Source organism: Shewanella sp. 1180_01, from assembly GCF_052850535.1.
Map to the genome: position 1 here is coordinate 37600 of NZ_VXCT01000012.1, position 24161 is coordinate 61760.

Here is a 24161-nt window from a genome sequence, read left to right on the forward strand (position 1 = left end):
ACGCTATGATATAAAATGCATTAAACATTTTAATTACATTGGGAATGTTTGAATTAAATGAAACTTGTCAGACAACTTTACCAACCCCCATGCAAAGTAATTATTTACGTAATTAAATTACTAATAGTAAATATATAAATACAGTATTTTTACCCTATTAGACCTAAGTAGAAAATACCCAATGTTTTGAACTAACCTAGAGGGAAGCAAGCTAAATTCATATAAATCATAATGATAATGACTGCCACCACCACCACAAATTTAAACGACCGTTTTATTTTGACGTTTACGTAAACGCAATAACACCCAAGTGTAATACCAGCTAAGCACTAGGTTGCGTTTCCCGATCAACAAGGTGGGATGTGATGGTTAACTCAAAAAATAAATCACTTTTTTATAAAAAAATGAAACAAATTTGAAATTACAACGGGATGGAGCGTAAACCCGCTCTTTTATGACGTTTCTCTCTTGCTAGAACCCATTACTGGTTTGCTCACAAAGATGCTTTTTGCAGCATTTATTGGCAGCACTGCACATTTCGACAATAACAACTGAAACATTTGTTGCCAACTTAAATGCAAATCATTACTATTCGCGACCTATTTATTTGGGGGAACCATTAATGAAACCATTTCGTTTATCGCTAACTGCACTCGCCTGCCTTTCTGTTTTATCACAAACCGCACACGCCGAAGTCAACTCGACATCAGCAAATGCTGAAACCAACGTTGAGCGCATCACGGTTTATGGCAGACAGAACTCAGTAGTGAAGAATTCAGGGCTGGCGACTAAATCCGACATGTCTCTTATGGAAACCCCAGCAGCTGTAGTGATTGTTGACCAAGAGCTGATCGAAACCCAAGGTACAGATAATCTGCAGGACTTGATCCGTAACATCAGTGGCGTAACTCAAGCGGGAAATAACTATGGCATTGGTGACAACATAGTCATCCGTGGTTTAGGCGCAAATTACACCTATGACGGTATGTATGGCGGTGCAGGCCTAGGAAATACCTTCAACCCTACGCGCTCTTTAACCAACGTTGAATCCGTTGAGGTATTAAAAGGCCCAGCGACTGGACTCTATGGCATGGGAAGTGCTGGCGGCGTGATCAATTTGATTGAAAAGAAACCGCAGTTTGAGTCAAAGCATAAGTTCAGCGCCGAAATGGGCCAATGGGACACCTACTCCCTTGCTCTGGATAGCACGGGCGGCCTGAGCGATGATGTCGCCTACCGTTTAGTCGCCAAATCTGGCCGCAGTGATGGGTATCGCGATATCGGTACAGACAGAGACGAAATCTATGGCGCCTTAAAATGGGTATTAAGTGATAGCCAAGATTTAATGCTTTCAGGTGCTTACATAAAAGATGCTATTGCCGTTGATTCAATTGGTCACCCGATTCGGATTTACAATGCAGAATCTGTCGGCGGTAAGAGCGCGGGCGAGGTCACGTGGCAAGATCTGGTTAATGATCCCAACGGTAATGGTCTACAACTCACCGATGCACAGCGTCAGCAGTTAGCGGCCTCGTTGTCGGGCGCTGACGGCTTAACCCCCTATTCGTTTGGTGATGCAGGGCTGATTTCACCCATGGCGAAGGACAATGAGGGTGAAGAGTTAAGATTTAAACTGACCCATAATATCTATTTCACTGACAATTTGTTCCTCAATCAACAATTGCAGTATCGCGACTACACGTCAGGTTTCGCCCGCCAAACTGGTGCCTATAACTACGTCTATTGGAAGCGTAACATCAAGATTAAAAACGTTCTTACCGACGTGATTAACGAAGAGCCTAGATCACCATTAGTTGAAAATGGCGTACTTTATCCTTTTGCTGCAAGACGTCAGGAATACCGTAAAGTCGATGCCGACGAAACGTCTTGGCAGTACTTTGCCGATCTACGTTATGACTTCCAAATTGGCAATATAGACAATGAATTATTGGTCAATGCCAACTATGAAGACCGTAATATTCGTTTCCAGCAATATTCTATCTTCGATGCCGATCAAATCTATAAAAATAAGGATGGAGAAATTACTTATCAAGGTTCCCTGCCTTATATTTACGACATCCGTAATCCTAATTGGGGCACAGGTAAGTTTGAAGACTATGACCCACTCAAGACCGCGAACTATGACAAAAAGGTCAGCGCTTGGGGTTTAGGCGTACAACACGTGGGATATTTAGGACATGGCTTCACCACACGTGTAGGTGTCGCATTTAACGAGATAAAACAAAGTTATGAACATTTAGGTGTCGATGAACGCTATAGTACAAGTCAAGCTGCTGCGACGCAGGAAGAGGACACTACGGATAACGGCATCACCTATAATCTAGGTTTAACTTATATGCCAACGGACGATTTATCTTTCTTTGTGAACCACTCAAAGGGGCGCACGGCTTACAGTATATTAGACTCTGTGACCGGCAAAAATACTGACCGTGAAGATTCAGAATCGGTAAGCAATGATCTGGGTATGCGCTTTAAAGCCTTTGATGATCAAATGCTCGCATCATTGGTGCTCTTTAAAAGCTCACGAACCAATGTGCCTTATACGAATGAAGAATATAAAGTAGGCGTATCAGGACCAGAAGTACCCGTGTATTTTTACGATGGTAGCGAAGATACTCAGGGAGTTGAACTCGATCTCAATGCCCATCTTAATGATCAATGGCGCGTTAACCTCAACGGCATGTACCAAGATGCAAGGGATAAACAAAATCCAAATACTTTAACCTACAATAGCCGACAAAAAGGCGTACCTTATGTCACAGCCAGTGCTTGGGTGACCTATGGCGCCGATTGGTTTAGCTTATCAAGCCCAATCGAATTAAGCCTTGGTGCTAAATTTGTCGATGATCGCAGCACGCACTCTAGCTCATTTGGTATTCCAGACGGTTACGTGCCTAGCTATACCGTCGTTGACTCGGCGGTGAGTTACAGCACTGATTCTTGGAAAATCCAGCTTAATATCAATAATCTATTCAATAAAGACTATTACAGTAAAGCGATGTTCTTAGGCGGTATGCCGGGTGAAGAACGCAACGTCAAACTGCAATACAGCTATAGTTTTTGAGCGCTAAATAGATTTAAGCGCTAAACTGCAGCGCGAAAGTCGATATGTTTCCAACAAAAAAGAGAGCATTTATGCTCTCTTTTGACATCTAAATCCTCAATTGAGAATGGCAAATGATACCCAGCGTATTAACTGACATTCTCCCTATCACCGCGCATAAGGGATTCCAACTCTGCCTTCCCCTTATTCGATAGATTGATTAACGTCGCTAAATCATTTTGATGAGCTGCACTGGCAATCACCAGTTTCTTATCATGCTCAGCAAAGATTTTTACCCGTTCGTTGGCTTGTACCTGAGATAGACCTAAACCTTGGAGGATCTTCTCACTGGCCGAGAGCGCCGAGCCAAAGGTCTCACGAAAGACATCTGTCACCCCAAGGCTCATTAAACGATAAGCATGGTTACGATCCCTTGCCCGCGCGACTATGTGGATATGGGGAAAATGGGTTTTCACTTGCTGGGCGATTTCGATGGAATCCTCAACACTGTCAACAGCCAGCAATAACAAACGCGAGCGCGCGATCCCCGCCGACATTAACATGTCTAAGCGTCTGGCATCACCAAAATAGACCTCACCGCCATATTTGCGAATCACATCCACATGGCTCGCATCCTTATCCAATGCGACAAAAGGGATACCTGATGAGGCCAAAATACGCCCGGTTATCTGGCCTACTCGGCCAAAACCGGCAATCACCACTTCCGATTCAGTGACATTAATTGTATCTGGCAGGCGAGTGTCCACCACCTTGGCCTTAGTCGCGCGAAACAGGGTAAACAATATCGGCGTCACCGCCATAGACAAACCAATCGCCAGCACTAACACTTGCGCGATTTTATCGCCGACAATGCCAGATAACTGCGCCTGAGATAACAGCACAAAGGCAAATTCACCGCCTTCTGCAAGGATCAACCCCAATGCAATACTCGGTCGCCATTTGTGGTGCCGAATGCGGCCCAGCACCATCAGCACAAAGGTTTTAATCAGCAACATCGCCATTAAAATACCTAAGATAAGTAACGGATCTGATATCAATAATTTCAAATCCATACTCATACCGACCGCCATGAAAAACAGCCCAAGCAATAAGCCTTTAAAGGGTTCGATGTCGGTTTCAAGTTGATGTCGATAACTTGAGTTTGCGAGCATAATACCCGCCAAAAATGCCCCCATACCCGCAGAGAGTCCAAGCCATTCCATTAACTCGGCGCTGCCCATCACGAGCAGTAACGCAAAGGCGGTGAGTACTTCACGCACCCCGCTGCTTGCAACTAACTTAAGGAGTTTTGGCAGTAAGTATTTGCCCACTAACACAAACCCTACTAGGGCTAGACACGTCCAGTACCAAGGCACGGCATGATGCTCAATCTGCGCCGAATTAGGCGCCAAATATGCCGTCAGCAGCAACATAGGGATAACGGCAAGATCTTGCATTAACAAGACACCAAAGGCATCACGCCCGAGTGGGGTTGTGAGCAACCTATGTTCACTCATTAACTGCACAGCAAAGGCTGTCGATGATAAAGATAGCGCGGCGCCAACCACTAAAGCTGCGTCAACAGACAAGCCAAAGCCCCAAGCTAAACCACCAATCGCAGCCCATGACAACAACAACTGACCACTGCCTAAACCAAAGATAGCACTGCGAAGTTCCCATAATTTACTTGGATTTAATTCGAGTCCCAGCACAAACAACATCAGCACTACACCTAACTCGGCAAAATGCAACACAGCAGCAGGATCAGAAACTAAGGCCATGCCACCAGGGCCTAAAATGATGCCAGCAGCTAGATAGGAAAGGATCGGGCCAGCGCCAAAACGTTTACCTAAAGGAACAAAAATAACCGCCGCCAATAAAAATAGCAGCACCGACGTGAGTAAACTCGACTGTTCCATGAAGGCTCCAACGGAAAAAGGAATGCGCAGTGTTCCATATATATTTGCCCCGCCGCAGCTCGGCGAATTAACAACTATGATATCCCATTTATTTATTAACAAGGTCAAGGCAATTCATTAAAAATGAGAAATTTTTGGTACGAAAAACACTTAAGCGAGGGGGAAATCAACTGGAGCAACAAAGCAAAGTAAAAGAGCGTTCAGAGACGCCTTAGACTGTTATCGCATTTTTTGTTAGTGGCGGCAAAACCCAAAACGAGAAAAAATGAAGCAACGATAAAAACCATTAAGGACTTTGCCAACTCAGGATGAGAATAAATGTTCACTCGGCTTACATTACACCGAGGGCGATGCGATATGACGCCGTAAATCAGTTGCCTGCTTGTCACATTTTAAGATGTCAGAATAGCGTACTACGGCATTGCGGCCATTGGCCTTAGCGGCATAAAGCGCCATGTCGGCTCGGTGAAATAATGGGTCTAAACTCAGATCATCAGCCATTAAACCGCTCACGCCAAAACTCGCCGTAATGACGAACTTATGTCCTGAATGTTGGGTATCAATGGCCTCGATACGGGCTCGGCACTGCTCCGCCACTTCCATGCCTTTCTCTTCATCGGCATAGGGTAATAAAATCGCAAACTCCTCACCGCCGATACGAGCAAAAACATCACCATTTCGGATATGGGATTTAAGGGAATCGACCACCTTTTTAAGCGCCCAATCGCCAGTTCCATGGCCAAAAGAATCGTTGATACGTTTGAAGAAATCCAAATCAAATAAAATGACACAGAAATCCCCACCGCGGGCCGTGGCTTGCACAAAAAGGTTTTCCCCTAATTCTTGCCCTGCACCGCGATTCAAGATGCCTGTTAATGCATCCATTCTCGCCATACGCATAAACTTGCGTTTCTGCATCTGGCCTACAGCTAACAAAATCCCGAGGAAGAACAGTCCGCCTACTAGAATAGTGACAAACATCAGCATATTGGTGTATTCGCGCTCTTTTACCGTTTGCTGAGCGACATACAGTTCACGCTCCTTATTCAATAAATTAATTTCACGTGACTGTTCATCAGCATTAAACTTTGCCGCCTGATACGCTAACGTTTTCATTTTCGCTTCATCAAACATCAGCTGATTGTAATACTGCTCTTTTTTCGAATATTCATAGGCTTTTTCAAATTGAGCATTTTCCGCACTTTGCTCTGCAAGTACTTTAAATACAGCATGTTTAAGAGCGGTATAACTAGTATCATCAGGTAAGTTCGCAACATATTGCGCATGTTCAGTGGTCTTAGCATAACTTTTCAGCGCTAAATATGTTTCAGCTAATAAAGCATGCGTACTATTAATCTCAAGTTGGAAATTAAAAGACTCGTATCCCTTTAAAGCACTCAAGAGCAAGGGGACTGAAGTTGAGTACTCCTGTAATCTTAACTTAGACTCCCCCATCCCTTTCAATGCTATGAATGAAATCAATGGGTATCCATTGGCCTCACAAAAACGACGAGTGGATTGAAAAGCATCAAACGCTTTGTCATATGCTTCAAGCTCTAACTGATAAACTGATAAATATAATTTTGCGGTACAAATATCTTTTACGTCATGTTCGGAAGCGAGAGACAAAGCTTTGCTTGCATAAGTACCAACCTCATCCGTAACACTCATAGCACTATATAAACTGGCTAAACGCAAATATGAGGCTCGCTTAATATCAATGCTTTCTATCCTATTGATTAAGGCTAGGCTCTTACTCATTACCATGAATGCATTTTTAAAATTCCGTAAGGCTATGTAAGCCGTTGCCTCGTAGCTATAGGCAGAAAATAAATAATCGCTATTTTGAACTAAATTTTCAGATTGAATTAAAGTCACTAGGGCTTCTTGATATTGACCTGAATAAATAAATGAAGTCCCTTTAAATACTAATAAGCGCCCTTGTTGAAAGCGCGTCATATGCTCGAAATCAGCTTCAAGCTCATGAAGCTTAGTAATAGCACTGGGTAGATCGGTATGTTGTAGTTGCTCCAGCTCTGCTAACGCCTCATCAAAATTGATAGTTGCAGCCATTAAGGGCATACAAAATATGCCCAAACATAACCACAAAAAAGCGTGCAGGAGTTTCAATTACTCACCGTTACCATGGGAAATAACTAAGTAGGACTGATAATCCCCCTCCCCACTCAAACTTTTCAGCTTTCCCATGTCTCCCGACATGACGGCTGCAATTTCTTCATCACTTAACCCATGGGCACGCATTACAGCCTCAGGGTCCTGTTGATACGCTTGCATCAACTGTGCATTTTGGCCTAACTGAGTAAAAAAATCGGATAATGCAGACATACTTTTTCCTTATTTTAATGATGACTTCCGAATTCAACTCAGAAGTACGACTCTCGCAATTAGCCTAAATCTTCAGGCCTAATACCTAATTTGGTTAAAATAGCATAGTTGTATTCGAGTTTTTTTGCTGGCGGGATCAGTAACGTACTGATGGGAGACAAGTTTGCCTCTGGCAGCTTACTCAACGGCAAATACTCAATTCTAGGGGCTTGAATGGGTAAATTTGCAGCCTCGTAGATCACCACTTGATGATCCAGTGGATACCATTGATGCAGTTGTTCAACCAAAATCTGCAGCCTATCACTCGTAGTATGAAACTGAGTTAAGGTATGTTCGCCAGCAATAGCAATTTGCCATAACAACAAATGAGTTGTCGGATCGGGCACATGATTAAAAAACATAAACTGGCTAGCTTCAAAACTTTGATGTCCTGACTTACCAGGATCTATACCTAAATCTGCCCACAAACACGCCTCGGCCGATATCCCAGGCTCCATCTTTGCAACAAACCCCTCTGCCCTCGCCTGTTTAATCGCTAAGTGGGACACGCAAGCAAACACACCGGGGTGACCATAAAGCGCGCAAACTGTTTTTTTACCAGCCCTCACGGCGTCCAAAATCGCACTCACCATCTGCTCATAGGTCTCACGGCGATTTTTTACTTCGCCATCTTGAGCATAAAACGGCTGCAAATTGATGACATTAGGATTAATTTTCTGGATCCAACGCTGCGAAAAGCCATCGGGCAGGAGTGAAAACACCACATCGGCGTGCTCAATATAACTGCGACTCATCACACTGATTTGTCCGGCCAGCTGTAAACCCGTGCCTACGCAAACTAAAGAACCCAAAGCATCTATCCCAATATTTTATTTCAAACACTGCAAACCCATAACCAAAGCTACAGCGCAAGAACATAATAAAAACATATCGGTAACTTTAATCTGATTTAAGCAAGATTACTATGGTTATCGCCACTTAAACGGTTTATCGACTTCCTGACTAATTGCTTGGCTTTAAAGAAGAAATCGAACTCCCATTTCCTTTTTCCAATCCTGTCAGCAGTAAAGCAGTACGGTTCAGAGGCTGACCCCCCCCCAACAGCTGCCAAGTGATTTACAGTAATAAATATCCTTACAGATTGAGAACTAAAGCCAACATCGCGGGTCGAAAAGTCACACAATTCGATCTATGACGGCAGCAAAGCCCGATTGCCCTTGTCATGAGGGGGAATGCTTGGGTATTATGGCCGCCAGATTTTCAGAAGTAGCGCATACAATGATCAATAAAAAGCAAAGTCTTACCCTGCTGAGCGCTGTGGCGCTCTCTGTTTCGCTCAGTGCTTGTAGTGTGTTCGATTGGTTGATTTATAAGCCCGACATCCCACAGGGTAACTATATGGAACCGCAACAAGTTGAAAAGTTGCGCATTGACATGACCAAAGAACAAGCCGAATACATTCTCGGCCGTCCGGTATTACGTGATAGTTTCGCCGACGATACTTGGTACTACGTCTATCACTACAAGAGTGGACGCGATGCCAGCATTACGCATAAAGAACTCATTTTGCACTTTACGGGTGATAAACTCACCGCAGTAAATGGCGATTATGAGCTAAGCAAAGAATTTGATACGCCGCTCGAGCAGAGCAGTTTACCTACGGGTAATAAAACTGAGCTAGTGCCACAAATTCCTGCACAGCGTCCAGATGCCAAACCTTTAGTAAAAGAAAACCAAACAGAAGCGCAAGTTCAAAAACCAATTAAGTAATATCCTAAACTTTGCTTATGCTCTTCTCCGTCGATGAAATATAAAAAGCGCCCAAGGGCGCTTTTTTATTGAGCAATGATGTCAAACTGACGTCAGTCGTTATACCAACCGTATTAAGCCCGTCCGCCCGTGACTTTATTCGCGCGGCCTTCATCTTTGGCTTTATCCGCTCGGCGACGACGCACATCCTTAGGATCAGCAATCAAAGGACGATAAATCTCAACCCTTTGCCCCGGTAAAATCACTTGGTCATGCTTAATCACATTACTAAACACACCGAGCTTAACCGTGTCTAAATCGATCTCAGGAAAAAAGCTTACAATGTTACTTAAACGCACCACCTCAATCGCTGACGTGCCGGGATTCACATTCACCGAAATCACTTTTTGCTGTGTAGGCAAGGCATAAACCACATCAACTACAAACTTATCTGTCTCATTTGTCACTGTAAATCACCTTAGCGCGACTCGTAAATGCCGTCACCATTGATACCATAAGATCATTAAACACTTTACCAAAGGCCATATCGGCTAACGAACTTGAAAACTCAAAACTCAGCTCGAATTCTACCTTGCAAGCCTCTTCAGTCAGCTCAGTAAAACGCCACTGCCCCAATAAATGCTTAAAGGGCCCATTTTCCAATGTTAAATCAATACTCTTACCAGGAACCACTTGGTTGCGAGTCGTAAATGTCTTACGGATCCCCGCTTTACTCACATCAACAGATGCCAGCATAGTCTTGCCATCAAACTCTAAGACTTTGCCACCCACACAACCGGGTAAAAATTCCTTATACGACTCGACATCATTCACTAAGTCATACATTTGCATCGCACTAAAACGGACTAACACACTTCGAGAAATTTGCGGCATAGGACTTAGTACTCTTCACTAACGTATTCACAGCGACCTAAGCAAACTCAAACGCACGAAAATAACGCACGTGCAATAAACAACTTAGGCCAGCAATCAAAATTTGCACGGATTTTATCACGATACGTAAAAAACGCACCCCTTGTACACTTAGGCTGATACTCAACCCCTAATCACGTTCAAAAAACCAGCAATAACACGATAGAGGCTTGAAATTAACTAAATAAAACCTTATATCAATACCAAATTGATTCACCGTGCGTATAATGGCGCCACTATGGTAAAGAAAAATTCAAGCAAAGCCGCGCCTGCGACTATCGCACGTAATAAGCGCGCAACCTTCGAATACCGTTTCGAAGAGAAAATGGAAGCCGGCCTATCCCTTATGGGATGGGAAGTGAAATCTATCCGTATGGGTAAGGTCAACTTGTCCGACTGTTACGTATTCCTGAAAAATGGCGAAGCCTTTATGCATGGCTGCACCATTATTCCCTTGAATACGGCATCGACACACGTTGTCTGCGATCCCCTACGTTTGAAAAAGCTGCTACTCAGCCGTAAAGAGCTTGATAAACTGGCCGGCTTAGTCGAGCGCCAAGGCTACTCCATCATTCCAATCTCTATGTACTGGCGTAAAGGTGCATGGGTGAAAGTGGAAATTGGCCTAGGTAAAGGTAAGAAAGATCACGATAAGCGCGAAGATACTAAAGCGCGTGAATGGGAAGTTGAAAAAGCCCGCGTGATGAAAAAAGAAAAAACGCACGGATAATGAACAAACGATTGAACTTGAAGCAAATGATGCTAGGTGATCATTGTGCTACGGGTTACAATCAAATTCTTGGGGGCGATTCTGGATTCGACAGGATTCACGAAACCCTGGGAGCATGCCGAGGGGCGGTTGGCCTCGTAAAAAGCCGCACCGTTATAGTTGCAAACGACTCTAACTACTCTCTAGCAGCTTAGGCTAGCTAGCCATCTGACACAGGTCTCTCAAATGGGCAGTGTATACAGATGGTCATCCTACATTTGATAGCGAGGGAACTCCGTCCGGGGGTGAACCGCGAAATAGTACCGGACTCGCCCGATGAAATCCTGTCTTTCGGAGTTTATTCGGGTTAATTAAAAGAGAGACTAAGCATGTAGTGCCTTGGATGTAGGTGTTCTGGACGCGGGTTCAAGTCCCGCCGCCTCCACCAAATATAAGAACGAAGACGTCTCAGGACGTCTTTTTTCTTGCCTGAAGAAAAATAAAATCAATGACTTAGCTTAATTTTCAGTCCATAGACGTCCAATAATGGTTGGTAACATCCGTGCTTTTTAGTAACATCAGAAGTAACACCAGTACTTAACCTTAAAGCGTGGTGTTACTAAAAATGGTGTTATCTATTACAAATCAATACCTTATATAAGTATTAATTTTAGTAACACTGAGTATCAACAAAATACTGGTGCTAAGGTGTTGTTATGGCAAGACTTGCTAAACCTCTATCTGATACAGAGATCAAAACTGCTAAACCAAAAGATAAGGAATACAACCTTGCCGATGGTAGTGGTCTACAAATCAGAATTAAGCCAAATGGCTCGAAACTCTGGCTACTTAACTACTCACACCCAATAACGAAAAAACGCCAAAACCTTAGCCTAGGCTCTTATCCTGATATCTCACTATTATCAGCTCGTAAGCTCGCACAAGAAGCTCGAACTCTTATTGCCCATGGCACAGACCCTAAAGCCCATAGAGAAGAGCAAATGGCAGCAAAAGCGGCCATAGTCGAGCATACTTTTGGCAGAATTTCCGCTGAATGGTTTGATCAAAAAAAAGACGCTATAACAGAAGATCACGCGGCAGCGACCTGGCGTTCCTTTAAACGTCACCTACTGCCTTCACTAAAAGACATTCCTATCAGTCAAATTACTGCCCCTATGGTTATTACATTCCTAAGACCAATAGAAGCAAAGGGAAATTTAGAAACGGTAAAACGACTCGCGCAGAGGCTTAATGAAGTTATGATCTATGCCGTCAATACAGGGTTAATTCATGCAAACCCATTGTCAGGAATTAAGGCCATTTTCAAAAAGCCTCGCAAAGAACACTTAGCAGCTATGAAGCCAAGTGAATTACCCGAATTAATGCAAGAAATTGCCAAAGCAAGCATTAAAAAAGTGACCCGCTTTTTAATTGAATGGCAACTACACACCATGACTCGCCCAAACGAAGCGGCTGCTGCTCGTTGGGATGAAATCAATTTTGAAGAGCGTATTTGGCATATCCCTGCGACAAGAATGAAAATGCGCCGAGATCACTTGATCCCACTAACAGAACAAACATTAGCCCTACTACAAGCAATTAAACCAATCTCAGGACATAGAGAATTTATCTTTCCTGCAGAAAGAGACCCAAAAACTCACTGTAATGTACAAACAGCCAATGCAGCTTTAGTACGGATGGGATTAAAGAACAGAACAACCGCTCATGGTTTTAGATCGCTTGCCAGTACTACACTCAATGAGCAAGGATTTAATCCTGACGTAATAGAGGCGGCCCTTGCTCACACGGATAAAAACCAAGTACGTAGTGCCTATAACCGCAGTATTTACCTTGAGCGCCGCCGAGTGATGATGACATGGTGGAGTGAGTACATCATGGATGCAGCTAAAGGAAACGTAAGCCTTGCGCATAATGCCAGAAACTTGCGACTTGTAGCCCAATGAATTAGCTCTTTCCTTTATTTAAAGCTACAACATAAGTAAGGGGCTGCCATATGGCAGCCCCTTACTTATATATTCCACTATCAAATAACCTTAGTGAGTAGACAAAGAACCACACTGAGGGCATCGAGCATTCTGGCTCTCAGACAAGAATGTTGCACCACAATCCTCACAAACCATACTGTACCGAGCATTACACTGTTTAATTATCCTGATCACTTTAATACATTCCTACTCCTTCATTTAATGTAAAAACAAAATATCCCAAAATGGGATATTTTGCAACTTACTCTAATATCCGAGCATGAAAAAAATATGGTCGGATCGCGAAGAAGCTTTGCGTAATGAACTGAAAGCCATGCGTAAAATGGCTGGGTTCAATCAAAGTGAACTTGCTCTTAAATTAGGAAAGCCCCAAAGTTTCGTATCCAAGTACGAGAGCGGGGAACGTCAACTCAAAATCTTAGAGCTTGAGCAGGTTTGCCTTGCCTGTGGCACATCGGCACATACATTTTTGAAAGGCTTTAGTGAGGAATATACCGTCACCAACGTATAAAATTGTATCTTCTTATCTATTTGCGACATAAAGATGTGTTTGGCAGTCCGGACATGGGTTAACCCTATTACGAATACCTATAAAGATTTTGCCGCAACCAATACATTGGCACTTAAGTTGTTGATGTGGTGGAATAACCAAAACATGACTACCAGTTGCTAATCCATGCAAGGCATCATTTATAAGCTGATCTTTTTTATCAAGACGCTCATCCTCCCGAGGATGATATAGCCAATGTTTGGCTTCTGTACTCGTTTGAAGCCAACCTGACAACTGAGCTCTTGCTGTGCCAAGTTTTCCAGCCTCTGCCATCGGATGGTGGTAAAAAATCTGCGCTAAACCTTCTATATCGAGTAATATCGCACCCGCTTTTGCCTCACGTAATAACGGACGTTCAAGTGGGAATTTACGCCCTCGGTACACCAAATAGACGACTAAAAATGCTTGTTCGAATTCAAATAAAGCATCAACCTTGTGACCGAAAAAATCTGCGTCAACAATAAGCTTGGCATCAATAGCCCTTAAACACTGCTCTTTTGATATCTTAACTTCAGGTTTAATTCTTTCTTGTAAGGACTTAGGCACAACTACCGATTTTACATATTCAGGTAACTTGAAAGATATGCCTTCTCGGAGTAATTGATGCGTCATCATTCTTAGTGACACCTCAAAGGAAAACTCGCAGTCGACAATTTCTTCCTTTAGGATATTCCTTGTGTGATGGGCAAAATGCCAATCCCGCTCATCACCGTGCTTAGCTGATAGTGGCAACTTACAGGAAGGACAAATGCAATCGCAGGCAAGACCTCGCTCAACCTCTGCAACGTCCTTCCACTCGCCAGTGGTTTTATCCAGTCCGAAAGGTACACCTAATTTCATGTTTGCCATCCTTGTTTAAATCAGGCCTTCCCAGTAAGGCAGCTCTTATCAAAAAACTTTGCATAATATATCGTTGGTGCATAAAAAAGCCTCAATGAAGAGGCTTAATGTTGTTTAGTACTTTCAAGCACTCAGCCAATCTTGTCTAGCAAGCACTTTTTCAGCGATAGTGATTTGTCTAGCCGTAAACTGCTGCTTTCTCGTATTCCAAGAGTGAAAACTTTCAATGACTTGTTCAGTGCTTCTTGCGTGCTCATACTTGTTTAGCCAGTGAACGGTTGCAAGAAGTTCTAAGCCTAGTGGTGATTCAAACCCTTCTACTAGCTCAGATACTTTTGTAAATCTTTCACGCGTATCAGGATGTTGCTCCAGGAACTCTTGTGCTTCTTTGACAGCTCCAGGAACGAGTTGAAGCTCTTTTTCAGGCTTATCACCACCGTCCGCATAGCCAGATATGAAGTGCCCTTCAATAGCATTAAGTACATGACGTAGATTCTGAGCGTAAGGCCCATAATGCGCCTTTTGATAGTTTAAACGTAACGGCTCTCCAGCTTCCTGCATAAAATACAAAAGCTTATGTACTTCAAGTAATGATACCGTTGGGTCAAGTAAACCTTTCAGGTAACGCTGCATCAACTCTATTAATACCGCTCTGCCTGCCGTCATCTTCGGCACTTCTTTTTGCTTTGCTATTCTATCGTTTTGTGGAGCGCCTGATGGTTCATAAAGCAAAACTTTAACATCAATTAATGGCAGCATTGCTGTTTCGATTTTTTCACGTACCACCAGCCAATCTAATCCACCTAAACCAGCTCCTAATGGAGGGATGGCAATAGACTTAATGCCAAGCCTTTGAATATCTTCAACGAGAGCAAGTAAACCTGACTCGATATCCTCAATTCGACTTGCACCTCGCCAATGACGCTTTGTTGGAAAGTTAACGATAAAGCGAGGATTTGCAAGTTGCCCAGTTTCAAAGATAAACATTTTGCCAGGTTGCACATTTTTACTGTTACAAGCTGCTGCGTAAGCTTTAAAGTTATCAGGCCAAGCTTTCTTAAACTGCAAAGCGATACCACGGCCCATAACGCCAACACAGTTAACTGTATTTACGATTGCTTCTGTATCAGCACGTAAAATATCACCATGAGTAATTTCAATCATATTTACGGCCTCCTCAGTAATACCAATTGGGGTTAATTCGAACAGGTAGTCTGTGTGCAACTCTTTGCAACGTATTGACTACCTGCTGATGAATGATTGGTGATTGTACAACAATTTCCTCCACTAAATGCCAAGGAAAACTATGTTCCATCAAAAACTCAGCTTGCTTGCCTTCTTTGCAACCTTGCCATTGTCTTGCTTCAATCGCTTGCCAATCTAGCTCATTTAGCCGAGCGAGATCATTTCTATCTTCAAAATAGTATGAGCCAGCATTTGAAAGTGTAAACGCCCATCTACGCCTTTGCTGCTGAGCCCATTGAACCGTAGCGTGCAAATCTGCTTGAAGATGGATAATCGGCCCTTGACCACCTCGGTAAACTAACTCAGCATTATCAGCCCTATGAATCACGTATAACATGATCGAACGCGGGCAGAAATAAAATGGTACACATTGCCCAACATACAAATCAGGGTAACTATCCAACGTTAGCTCATTGAGACGGCGCTGTTTGATAGTGTTCATGCCTATCGTAGTACCTGCGGCCTGTTGGGCAATTATCTGAGCATCACAAAGCAGCGCATTCGAAGCCAGAATGGAAGCTAAGCGATCGACATGAACAATATGATAAATTTTAGGCTGTGCAGGTACCATTTTTCACCCCATGGCCGTTACAGAATTAGCTAACCGCTTTTCGTGACCAAACGGTGTGGTATAAAAACGTTGTTCAATGCCGTAAAGCAGCAGTTTTAACTCCTCGTCATTGGATATTTCGAACTTTTGATTTTCTTTATCAAACCTTAATTTTTGCTCGCCACAATAGCCATCGATGTAATCGAGCATATTTGTTTTATCATCGTCAGACATAGCCTCAAGCGTCGCCATGGCAAGGCCAATACGTTTTCGGTTAGGTTTTGAAACGGTTTCGACGTTGTAGTCGTTACTCAGTTCGATGAACGACTTATCCAAAAACTGTTCAACCTCTTCCTTTGTTGCTTCTTTGTATAGTTCATCGATGCCTTTAAAAATGCTCGATATCGTAGCGAGGTTTTTGAATATCAAGGTATCGGCTGCCTTGAAGTACACGGCATCCGGCAAGGCGTTAATCACCAAGCGGGTTTGGCTTTGTTCAAGGGTTGCTGCTTCGCCAAACACCAATGTTTTGCGCTTAACAAACAGGCTTGGAGTAATTTTTTGAAAATAAAAATCCTCACCCTGAACAGCAAATAAATAGCCAATATTTGAGAAGTTTTCTTTGGTTAAATCATCATAGTCTTTTGAATCGTAGTCTTTTTTCAAAAGGTCAATACAGTACGCTTGGTTGCTAAATCCTTCAATTTTAAACCATGCATCTTCATCGAGGTTATGGTCTGGGTTGTATGGCACACAGGCAGTTACATCGGCGGTTACGGCATCAAAAAGAGATTGATCCGAAACCAATTTGAAAATGCGTTTTTTTGCTCTTGTTTTTATGTGTGCCAGTATATGGTCCATCACTATCCTCGCTCTATGAAGGTGTAATTGTTAATGCGATACGCCACGGGTATTTTAATGTCGTCTGGCTTTTTATAGCGCTCTCGGCTAATCAGGAAAATTGCCGTACCATTGCGAGTGGTGATGTTATAAAACTCATAACCGAATAATAAAAACAACGGGTTAAAGTAGAGCGCTTGCGACAAGAAGGTAAACACAAATAACACCCCATATACAAACCACAGGGTTTCCCAGTTACCAATACTCAAAGCAACAAAAAAGTAACCTAAGTAACTGGGTAAAAAGCTGTTGTTCGCATGTTCAATACTGGCTACTTCACCCGCTTTAAACTCATCTTTGCCTAAGTATTTACTCAGCCAAATGCTCAAGCCGGTCGATAAAACGGGGATAGTCAAGTAAAACAAATAAGACACTGCGTTCGGAAGTGTGACCGTCCAATCCAAATAATTGACACCACCTAGAAGATGCCCCATCGTGATGCCTTTTTGTACCAGAAAGATAATCACCAGTAGTGATGTGGCATTGAAAGTGAGTAAAACTCGAAACGCGGCGTTTATCATTTTACGGTCACCTGACCGTTCATTAGCATGGGGAGTAGCCAGTCGCGGAGCGAAGCTAGCTTTGTATTTTCTCGCTGATTTACAATCAGTTGCTTTAATATTGGCTCTAAATGTTGTCCGAGTTTTTCAGCGACTTTCAAGTTAAATGGTTGATCAAATCGCATCATCACGTTTGGATTTACACGCTTATGGCTATTTGATGTACCTGTCGCCGATTGAGTGCAATGCGCAATAAATTGCGGGGATGTTGCTATCATATACATAAAGTTTTTGATAGAGGCATTCGGACAACGCCAAACAACAAATTCAGTTGAGCAAATCTGTTCAGGCTCTGCCATTGCATACACAACCCTGTTAAACCAAGGGTTTAGTTTTGATACGAGCAAGTCGGTATCTTCAACAGTGAATTTGTTACTTCCAATAGTATCTCCCCGCTCAACACCGAAAGTATTTGTTGCATCAAATACGGGGATACTGAAATGCTTAAATAGTTTTTCGGGGTAGTCTGCGGGATTAATAGACTCGTTGCTTACTCTAGTAATTGAAGATAAAGGCGCAACCTCCCACCCCTCCGGTATTTCGCGCTTTAGGGTTGGGTTGTAGACCATTTTACCGCCAGCGGTTTTGTAGGGATTGCCTTTGCGTTGTGGCGAGTCGTCGGGAAAGTCGAACTGTACAAACCAATAGTCGTACAGGGTTTTGGCCATGGCTTCCAGCTCGGCGTTGATGCGGTTGTTGAGTTCGATTTTTTTATCGATTGCTGAAAGTACATCAGCAATTTTCTTTGCCACATCTTCCGGTGGAGTAGGAATTTCCATATTCCGAATAGAAGCCAAGGATAGATTCTTAATCGTCGAACCTGTTGCGACGTTCCACATCAGAGATTTGACTTCTTTCAACTGCAAATAGTAATACAAGAAATCAATATTAATATCTGTACATTTAATGTACGCAGCACTTTTTCCAAGAACCATCTCTTCGCCTTGGTATTTCGCGAGATTCCCTAAGGTACCGTTGATTGACAAGAAAAGGGTTTTTTCATCGAATTCAATAAAATATTTCTCATACTCTTTTTGCGAAACGCGCTTTGTGTCTTTTGAGATTTCTATTGCACCACTTTTCAGGTTGTTGCCGTTTACAAATGGATGTCCACCATTTTCACAATATACTGGAGTACCATGAATCCCGTCTCCAATACGAGACGTTAGCTTGGAAAGCGGAGTTGTTGGCCACGTTGGGTTACTCATACTTCAACCCCGCCAACTGCTTTTTAAGCTCGGTTTCCAACTCACGAGACTGGTCAAACAAACTATCTAAATTGCAGGTAAAGCCCTGCATCTTTTCAGCAAATTGCTCTGGGGTAATATCCACGTATTCGATTTTGACATCAAAGTACTGACCAGCACTTAATGAGTAGTTTTTGGCTTCGATGTCGTCATAATCCACCGCAACCGAGAAGTCAGCTTCAGCATCTTTAAAATTAAACACATCGACAATGCGTTGTTCTTCATCAGAACTCAGCACGGTTTTTTGGTTTTTGCCGTCTTTGATTTTCTCACCCAGATTGGAAGCGTCAATCAGCACCACCTTCCCTTTATTGTTGGCGTCAATAAACAGGATCGAGACGTTAGTGCCAGTGGTGGCAAAAATATTGGAAGGCATAGATACCACACCCGCGAGCATTTTGTTTTTCACCAAATGCTCACGGATTTTTTTGTCGATACCTGCTTGGGCGGTTATAAAACCAGTAGGTACCACGACCGCCGCTTTGCCGTTGAGTTTAAGTGAGGCAATGATGTGTTGTAAAAACAGCGAGTAGATCGCCATTTTGTCTTTATCTTTAGGTGGAGCTTTGGGTATACCCGCAAAGAAGCGTTCCTTGTTTACTTTACTGTCGAGTTCATCCCTATAGTCGCTAAAATCGAGCTTAAATGGTGGGTTAGAGACAATATAGTCAAAGCGTTTAAGTTCTTTTCCGTCTTTATGATAGGGATGTAATACCGTATTACCTTGGATCACATTGGGAATAGAATGCACCAAGTTATTTAAGATCAAGTTTAAACGCAGCAGGTTGGATGATTTTTGCGAAATATCTTGGGTGTAAATGCTACAGCGGTTTTCACCAATGGCATGGGCCACGTTCATAAGCAAAGTACCTGATCCCGCCGATGGGTCGTAACAGGCAACATTTCGTACTGTGCCTCGCTCAGCTTGTGGCACTAAAATTTCCGCCATAATGCGCGCCACCGCATGGGGGGTGAAATATTCGGCGTATTTGCCGCCGGCGTTGCTGTTGTAGTCTTTGATCAAGTATTCAAAGATGGTGGCGTAAAAGTCGAATTTTTGAGTGAAGATTCGCTCGAAGCTGAATTCCACCAGCTTATTGATAATGGCTCGGCAGAAGGCATCACGCTTTGACTCGTCTGCAATATACTGGCTGATACGGTCGAACAGCACCACTTTTGCGCCACCATCGGTTTTTACTGCGAACACCTCGTTATTGGTGATGGCAATGTCGATAAGGGTATCGTCAAACAGTTTGGCAAAGTCGGGCGCGTTTTGTTGACTAAACAAGTAGCTAATAAAGTGCTGTGGCTTTAGCCGCGCTGTATCGCCGCCCATTTGCAGTTGCAGCATGTCGAGGTCGTCTTCGCTCATGGCTACTAGCGCTTCTTCCCACTTGTCGGCTTTGGCGATGGTGTCGTCGAGCTTTTTGGCTTCAAAGGCAAACTTGTCGTTTAAAAACTTGTACAAGAAAATTTGGGTAATGATTTTAAATTCGTTACCGTCGTTCCCTAACCCATAGTTAGCACAAATGCTTTTTAAGCTATCAATGAGGGTTTTGGTTTTTTGCTGAAATTCTAATTCAACCATTTGGTTTTTACTTCCTAATCAGTTCTACCAGCGTTACCACGCTTGGCTGCCGGTATTAAATTCTTTTAAATATTCTGCGACGACGAGGTGGTTAATGTAACGCGAGGCGTCGGCGTTGAGTTTGATATTTTGTTCTTTCATAAAGCGGCCAATCACCAGCGGCATCATTTGGCGTTCAAAGTAACTTTCGTTATCCAGCACTTGGCTGTTGTTGAGCACTTGCTCGTCGGCGTCTTGCTTTACGCCCGCCAGTGCCTCAAAAATTTTACGCTCTGACTCGCTGATGTCGCTTTGGCTTTGCTGGCGCTCTTGCAAGCGTTTGTGAATACGGGTGTATTTGGCATCGCCTAGGTATTTTTGCCTTAATTGGTTGTTTTGGCGGTTCAGCTCTTTGACGCGGTCGTGAATTTTATTCAGCGCGTCGATATTGGCATTCATTTCATTTTGGGTGACTTCACTGAGGTTTTTCTTCTTAAACAAGCGCTCTAACTCTTCTTTTAAGCTGACAAACTGCGGGTCTTGCTGATCAAAGTTGCTGGCCAATGCTTCGCGAGTTTGACGCAGGGTGTTTTTGAGCTTGTCGGCCAATACCAGCTCTTCTTCGCCGATTTTGGTGAATGTAAAAATTACATCCTCTAGAGCTCTATTGAGCAAGTTACCAATGTCAGCGCCATCTTGTATTGAGTTGGCAAGGTTCAGCATATCTAGTCTATCGCTGGTAACTCGAAATAGCACATTGAGCTTGGCAAAATCTAGCTCAGCCAGACTCTCATAATCACCTTGTAAGCGGATGAGATTATACAGGCTACGCGCATCGGCTAGGGCTTTTTTTAATGCCAGTACAGTATCGCGGTCTTGAATTTGGCTGATCTGGTTGCAAAACTCTTCCATGTTGTCGGTATCAAAACGAAACAGTACGTCCTTGATGTGCTCAATTTCTTGCTTGATCTCTTCCTGAGATTTAAACAGCTGTGAGTAGTGCTCCATCTCATCGCCAAGCTCCGACTGTAGTTCGTCGAAATAGGCTTTGTTGGTGGCATCGAACTCTTTACTGATGTCAGCAAAATCGACTACATAGCCGTAACGGAAATCTTTGTAAGTGCGGTTTACCCGCGTCAGTGCTTGCAGCAAGTTGTGTTTGCGGATCACCCGACCAAGATAGAGCTTTTTCAGGCGTTTGGCATCAAAGCCGGTGAGTAGCATGTTGTACACAAACAAGAAGTCGATTTTGCCTGCCTTAAAATCTTCTACCCAGTTTTTACGCTCTTCTTTGCTGCCGATATCGTGCAGGATCAATGCGGCATTTTTTACCTTTTGCGCTTGTTTAACCGATTCGACATAAGCCGTTGGCGCAGGCTCGGCGACTTCTAATGGTGTATTAACGCTTTGCGGTAAAACAGGTGTTTGGGCATACACTGCATTGAAAATCTCAAACATTTGCTTGGCTTGGTCTGAGCTATCGCAAATGACCATGCCGCCAATCGTTGCATCGTTTAGTGCACTACGGCTCTTTTCAAAGTCGGTCACAATGTAAGTCAGCATGGGCTCAACAAAGCTTGGGTGTGCATAGATTTTTTTACGATCGACATCGCCCATTTTCACTTCGGCTTCTTCTAGGGCTTTTTGCAGTTCGATTTTGTATTGGGTGCTGATTTCTTCACGAATTAAGCGCAAGGTATAGCCGTCGGCAATGGATGCGTTGTAGTAGTACTTGTGAATGTAATCACCAAACAAAGCGCGGGAGTTGTAGTCATCCCCCAATAACGGCGTACCGGTTAAGCCGATTTTAATGGCGTTGCTGTCTGATTGACTTAGGTTGGCCAAAAAACTGCCTTTGGGGTTATAGCTGCGGTGCACTTCGTCTAAAAAGTACACGCGCTGTATCGCAACGTTGTAGTCTTTGGTGCTAACTACATCAGGATCATCTTCAAATTTTTGGATATTCACTACTGTGATTTCTGGCTTACCAGAATGATTGTGGATGACTTGCGTCGCTTTGATATCGCGTGCAAATTCTTCCCGTGAATTCACTGTATATACCGTAAGACCGCGAGCTGTAAATTCACGTAGTGCTTGTTGTAACAAGTCTAACCTATCGACGATAAAGTAAAACTTAGGGATCACCTGTTGGCGTTGGAAGTAGTCAGTTAAAAATCGCACGTTGTAAAATGTGAGTGCAGTTTTCCCACTGCCCTGGGTGTGCCAAATAATGCCTTTTTTAACACCTGTGTTGAGCTTATCTTCAATCGCTTTGGTGGCAAACAACTGCGGGTAACGCATAATGTGCTTTTGTAAACCGTCGGACTCAGACACATACGTCAGTGCATAGCGAAGAATAAAGGCTAAGCGATCACGACTGACCAAAGAACTACAGATACGATTGGTTGGACGTTCGGGCTGTTTGTTCGTTTGAAATTCAGGATTACTGCGGATCACTTCTAGGTTATTGTCTTTTAATACTCTTAGCTCATCTTCATCCGATATAGGCTTCAATAATGCAGTGAGGTTTAACACCTCTTCTTCGCGGAAGTAATTGAATACAGGTTTGTGGTATGAACTGCTAGCGTAAAAGGCTCCTTGTATAGGTTCTGGTTCGCCCTCATCGTACTCCATGTTATTGGAGAAAATCATAAACTGGGTGATATTGGCAAAGCGCTTAAACTTAGAGTTCTGAAAGCGTTTATTGATACGGTCTCGTTCAGCCAAAATCCCCTCTCGGTTATTCGGCTTTTTCACCTCAATAAATACCAACGGCATACCGTTAATCAACAAAGTAATATCTGGGCGAAACTCTTCATCACCGTTCTTACAAGTCAGTTCTGTGACCACATGGAAACTATTGTTATTGAAGTTCTCAAAATCGATAAGCTTGATATTTGAACGCTCTGAAAGGCGCTCGAAAAAGGCGCGACCTAAATCTTCGTTATCCAGTAGCAACTTAACATCGTTGAGCAGACGTCTTGCTTCGTCTTCTTCGATGCCTTGGTTTATCTTGGAGATTGCTTTTTTAAATAACTCGGGAAAGATGTTGGTATCCAGGTCCCAAGAGTGATCTTTTAGCGATAAGTACTGATAACCCAGGCGCATCAGGTGAAGTATGGTAGGGATTTTAACGCGAGAATCTTCATTGAACACTGGACAATCCTTGTTTGTAAGTAATCAGACTGGCCCAGTATAACTCCTTAATTTTACAGAGTCTTGTCTACACCTCGATTACTGTGAACTAGTAAGTTGTGTTAATTAACAGCTTTAGTTTTCTTTTGGCTTTGCTATCTAGCGAAATCTGATAAATAAACTCAATTAACTTGATGAGGTGAAGGCTTTCACTAGCCTTCACCTTTTTTATGCCGTTTATTAAAGGCATTCTGTCACCGCACCATCCCTCTGCGCGATCCTTTCCAATATCCACTCCTGAACTTCACTTTCTACCCATGCGACAGCTCTATCGCCTAGTGAGACCGACTTAGGGAAAGTACCTTCATCGATGTATTTGTAGATGGTTGAACGGGCAAGACCTGTGCAATCGATAACTTCTTTTAGTCTGATTAATCTCATTTTTTGAATCCTCTGGTTTAGTTCAAACCATGAGGCGTGGCGGTTATCTTTAACTGTGAAATTTGGCGGTCTCCAACATTTTTCATATCTATATCAATGACATGTAGTAACCCATTACTGTCACATCCCGCCACAAGAAGCGATTGCAACCAAGTGGCCAATCTATCTATTTAAACTAAGGGGGCTTTATGCCTATCGCATTTATCGCCGGCTTTATGCTTGGCGTTGGAATTTACCGCAGCTTAAAGGAGAAGGACTATGTTTAGCCTGCTCATGAATAGGCCAATGGCTGAGTTATTTATTCTCGGCGTGATTGCTGGTTACGACTGGGCGAAAAACAAAGGTATGTAGCCTAGTTTATTCATATCCTCACAAAGCCAAGGTGCCCACAAGCACCTTG

General features: G+C 43.2%; 20 protein-coding genes and 1 other RNA gene. 6 read left to right on the forward strand and 15 right to left on the reverse strand.

The window, feature by feature from the left end; all coding sequences use genetic code 11:
• Positions 1 to 622: 622 nt before the first annotated feature.
• A complete protein-coding gene (locus tag FW758_RS09020; RefSeq protein WP_446445206.1) occupies positions 623 to 3085 on the forward strand; it encodes a TonB-dependent receptor in 2463 nt (820 codons plus the stop codon).
• A gap of 128 nt (positions 3086 to 3213) precedes the next feature.
• Here FW758_RS09020 and FW758_RS09025 read toward each other — a convergent pair whose 3' ends face one another.
• The 4 genes from FW758_RS09025 to FW758_RS09040 all read right to left on the reverse strand — a co-directional run bounded on the left by FW758_RS09025 (position 3214) and on the right by FW758_RS09040 (position 8180).
• Positions 3214 to 4983, reverse strand: coding sequence for a monovalent cation:proton antiporter-2 (CPA2) family protein (locus FW758_RS09025; RefSeq protein WP_300477944.1), 1770 nt, complete (start codon positions 4981 to 4983; stop codon positions 3214 to 3216).
• A gap of 336 nt (positions 4984 to 5319) precedes the next feature.
• The gene (locus tag FW758_RS09030) at positions 5320 to 7065 is read right to left on the reverse strand and encodes a GGDEF domain-containing protein (protein ID WP_446445207.1); all 1746 of its coding nucleotides are present in this window, start codon (positions 7063 to 7065) and stop codon (positions 5320 to 5322) included.
• A 48-nt stretch (positions 7066 to 7113) separates the two neighbouring features.
• Positions 7114 to 7329: a hypothetical protein gene (locus FW758_RS09035; RefSeq protein ID WP_446445208.1), complete on the reverse strand. Its 216-nt coding sequence runs from the start codon at positions 7327 to 7329 to the stop codon at positions 7114 to 7116.
• 59 nt (positions 7330 to 7388) lie between these two features.
• The gene (locus FW758_RS09040) at positions 7389 to 8180 is read right to left on the reverse strand and encodes an SAM-dependent methyltransferase (RefSeq protein ID WP_446445209.1); all 792 of its coding nucleotides are present in this window, start codon (positions 8178 to 8180) and stop codon (positions 7389 to 7391) included.
• 427 nt (positions 8181 to 8607) lie between these two features.
• Here FW758_RS09040 and FW758_RS09045 point away from each other — a divergent pair, with 427 nt between their 5' ends.
• Complete coding sequence (locus tag FW758_RS09045) at positions 8608 to 9099, forward strand: outer membrane protein assembly factor BamE (RefSeq protein WP_006080835.1); 492 nt, start codon at positions 8608 to 8610, stop codon at positions 9097 to 9099.
• A gap of 113 nt (positions 9100 to 9212) precedes the next feature.
• Here FW758_RS09045 and FW758_RS09050 read toward each other — a convergent pair whose 3' ends face one another.
• Positions 9213 to 9545: an RnfH family protein gene (locus tag FW758_RS09050; protein WP_263145130.1), complete on the reverse strand. Its 333-nt coding sequence runs from the start codon at positions 9543 to 9545 to the stop codon at positions 9213 to 9215.
• Positions 9535 to 9972, reverse strand: coding sequence for a type II toxin-antitoxin system RatA family toxin (locus FW758_RS09055; protein ID WP_028760728.1), 438 nt, complete (start codon positions 9970 to 9972; stop codon positions 9535 to 9537). Before FW758_RS09055 ends, FW758_RS09050 begins: the two co-directional genes overlap by 11 nt.
• A 277-nt stretch (positions 9973 to 10249) precedes the next feature.
• Here FW758_RS09055 and smpB point away from each other — a divergent pair, with 277 nt between their 5' ends.
• The 4 genes from smpB to FW758_RS09075 all read left to right on the forward strand — a co-directional run bounded on the left by smpB (position 10250) and on the right by FW758_RS09075 (position 13237).
• Complete coding sequence (gene smpB, locus FW758_RS09060; protein ID WP_006080832.1) at positions 10250 to 10741, forward strand: SsrA-binding protein SmpB; 492 nt, start codon at positions 10250 to 10252, stop codon at positions 10739 to 10741.
• A 71-nt stretch (positions 10742 to 10812) separates the two neighbouring features.
• Positions 10813 to 11168: a transfer-messenger RNA gene (ssrA, locus tag FW758_RS09065) on the forward strand.
• Positions 11169 to 11436: 268 nt separating this feature from the next.
• Positions 11437 to 12684, forward strand: coding sequence for an integrase domain-containing protein (locus FW758_RS09070; RefSeq protein WP_446445210.1), 1248 nt, complete (start codon positions 11437 to 11439; stop codon positions 12682 to 12684).
• Between the two features lie 301 nt (positions 12685 to 12985).
• Positions 12986 to 13237 carry a helix-turn-helix domain-containing protein gene (locus FW758_RS09075; protein ID WP_263193383.1) on the forward strand — a complete coding sequence of 84 codons (252 nt, stop codon included), beginning with the start codon at positions 12986 to 12988 and terminating at the stop codon, positions 13235 to 13237.
• A 12-nt stretch (positions 13238 to 13249) separates the two neighbouring features.
• On the opposite strand, the gene FW758_RS09080 is transcribed toward FW758_RS09075, so the two are convergent.
• The 9 genes from FW758_RS09080 to FW758_RS09120 all read right to left on the reverse strand — a co-directional run bounded on the left by FW758_RS09080 (position 13250) and on the right by FW758_RS09120 (position 23761).
• Complete coding sequence (locus FW758_RS09080; RefSeq protein ID WP_446445211.1) at positions 13250 to 14116, reverse strand: competence protein CoiA family protein; 867 nt, start codon at positions 14114 to 14116, stop codon at positions 13250 to 13252.
• A gap of 123 nt (positions 14117 to 14239) precedes the next feature.
• On the reverse strand, positions 14240 to 15280 hold the full coding sequence (darG, locus tag FW758_RS09085; protein ID WP_446445212.1) for a type II toxin-antitoxin system antitoxin DNA ADP-ribosyl glycohydrolase DarG: 1041 nt from the start codon (positions 15278 to 15280) through the stop codon (positions 14240 to 14242).
• Positions 15281 to 15293: 13 nt separating this feature from the next.
• Positions 15294 to 15932 carry a type II toxin-antitoxin system toxin DNA ADP-ribosyl transferase DarT gene (gene darT / locus FW758_RS09090; protein WP_446445213.1) on the reverse strand — a complete coding sequence of 213 codons (639 nt, stop codon included), beginning with the start codon at positions 15930 to 15932 and terminating at the stop codon, positions 15294 to 15296.
• 3 nt (positions 15933 to 15935) lie between these two features.
• Positions 15936 to 16772: an ATP F0F1 synthase synthase gene (locus FW758_RS09095; protein WP_446445214.1), complete on the reverse strand. Its 837-nt coding sequence runs from the start codon at positions 16770 to 16772 to the stop codon at positions 15936 to 15938.
• A gap of 2 nt (positions 16773 to 16774) precedes the next feature.
• Positions 16775 to 17332, reverse strand: coding sequence for a hypothetical protein (locus FW758_RS09100; RefSeq protein WP_446445215.1), 558 nt, complete (start codon positions 17330 to 17332; stop codon positions 16775 to 16777).
• A complete protein-coding gene (locus tag FW758_RS09105; protein ID WP_446445216.1) occupies positions 17329 to 18579 on the reverse strand; it encodes a restriction endonuclease subunit S in 1251 nt (416 codons plus the stop codon). The genes FW758_RS09100 and FW758_RS09105 overlap by 4 nt, the downstream gene beginning before the upstream one ends.
• Entirely contained in the window at positions 18572 to 20206 is a 1635-nt protein-coding gene (locus FW758_RS09110) for an HsdM family class I SAM-dependent methyltransferase (protein ID WP_446445217.1), read from the reverse strand. Before FW758_RS09110 ends, FW758_RS09105 begins: the two co-directional genes overlap by 8 nt.
• A 33-nt stretch (positions 20207 to 20239) precedes the next feature.
• On the reverse strand, positions 20240 to 23341 hold the full coding sequence (locus FW758_RS09115) for a type I restriction endonuclease subunit R (RefSeq protein ID WP_446445218.1): 3102 nt from the start codon (positions 23339 to 23341) through the stop codon (positions 20240 to 20242).
• 219 nt (positions 23342 to 23560) lie between these two features.
• Positions 23561 to 23761 carry a helix-turn-helix transcriptional regulator gene (locus FW758_RS09120; RefSeq protein WP_105249810.1) on the reverse strand — a complete coding sequence of 67 codons (201 nt, stop codon included), beginning with the start codon at positions 23759 to 23761 and terminating at the stop codon, positions 23561 to 23563.
• Between the last annotated feature and the right edge of the window lie 400 nt (positions 23762 to 24161).

Bases quoted from the DNA above. Each gene is read 5' to 3' on its own strand.
- FW758_RS09020 (WP_446445206.1), top strand. From the start codon at position 623: ATGAAACCATTTCGTTTATCGCTAACTGCACTCGCCTGCCTTTCTGTT.
- FW758_RS09025 (WP_300477944.1), bottom strand. From the start codon at position 4,983: ATGGAACAGTCGAGTTTACTCACGTCGGTGCTGCTATTTTTATTGGCG.
- FW758_RS09030 (WP_446445207.1), bottom strand. From the start codon at position 7,065: ATGCCCTTAATGGCTGCAACTATCAATTTTGATGAGGCGTTAGCAGAG.
- FW758_RS09035 (WP_446445208.1), bottom strand. From the start codon at position 7,329: ATGTCTGCATTATCCGATTTTTTTACTCAGTTAGGCCAAAATGCACAG.
- FW758_RS09045 (WP_006080835.1), top strand. From the start codon at position 8,608: ATGATCAATAAAAAGCAAAGTCTTACCCTGCTGAGCGCTGTGGCGCTC.
- FW758_RS09055 (WP_028760728.1), bottom strand. From the start codon at position 9,972: ATGCCGCAAATTTCTCGAAGTGTGTTAGTCCGTTTTAGTGCGATGCAA.
- smpB (WP_006080832.1), top strand. From the start codon at position 10,250: ATGGTAAAGAAAAATTCAAGCAAAGCCGCGCCTGCGACTATCGCACGT.
- FW758_RS09070 (WP_446445210.1), top strand. From the start codon at position 11,437: ATGGCAAGACTTGCTAAACCTCTATCTGATACAGAGATCAAAACTGCT.
- FW758_RS09075 (WP_263193383.1), top strand. From the start codon at position 12,986: ATGAAAAAAATATGGTCGGATCGCGAAGAAGCTTTGCGTAATGAACTG.
- FW758_RS09080 (WP_446445211.1), bottom strand. From the start codon at position 14,116: ATGAAATTAGGTGTACCTTTCGGACTGGATAAAACCACTGGCGAGTGG.
- darG (WP_446445212.1), bottom strand. From the start codon at position 15,280: ATGATTGAAATTACTCATGGTGATATTTTACGTGCTGATACAGAAGCA.
- darT (WP_446445213.1), bottom strand. From the start codon at position 15,932: ATGGTACCTGCACAGCCTAAAATTTATCATATTGTTCATGTCGATCGC.
- FW758_RS09095 (WP_446445214.1), bottom strand. From the start codon at position 16,772: ATGGACCATATACTGGCACACATAAAAACAAGAGCAAAAAAACGCATT.
- FW758_RS09100 (WP_446445215.1), bottom strand. From the start codon at position 17,332: ATGATAAACGCCGCGTTTCGAGTTTTACTCACTTTCAATGCCACATCA.
- FW758_RS09105 (WP_446445216.1), bottom strand. From the start codon at position 18,579: ATGAGTAACCCAACGTGGCCAACAACTCCGCTTTCCAAGCTAACGTCT.
- FW758_RS09110 (WP_446445217.1), bottom strand. From the start codon at position 20,206: ATGGTTGAATTAGAATTTCAGCAAAAAACCAAAACCCTCATTGATAGC.
- FW758_RS09120 (WP_105249810.1), bottom strand. From the start codon at position 23,761: ATGAGATTAATCAGACTAAAAGAAGTTATCGATTGCACAGGTCTTGCC.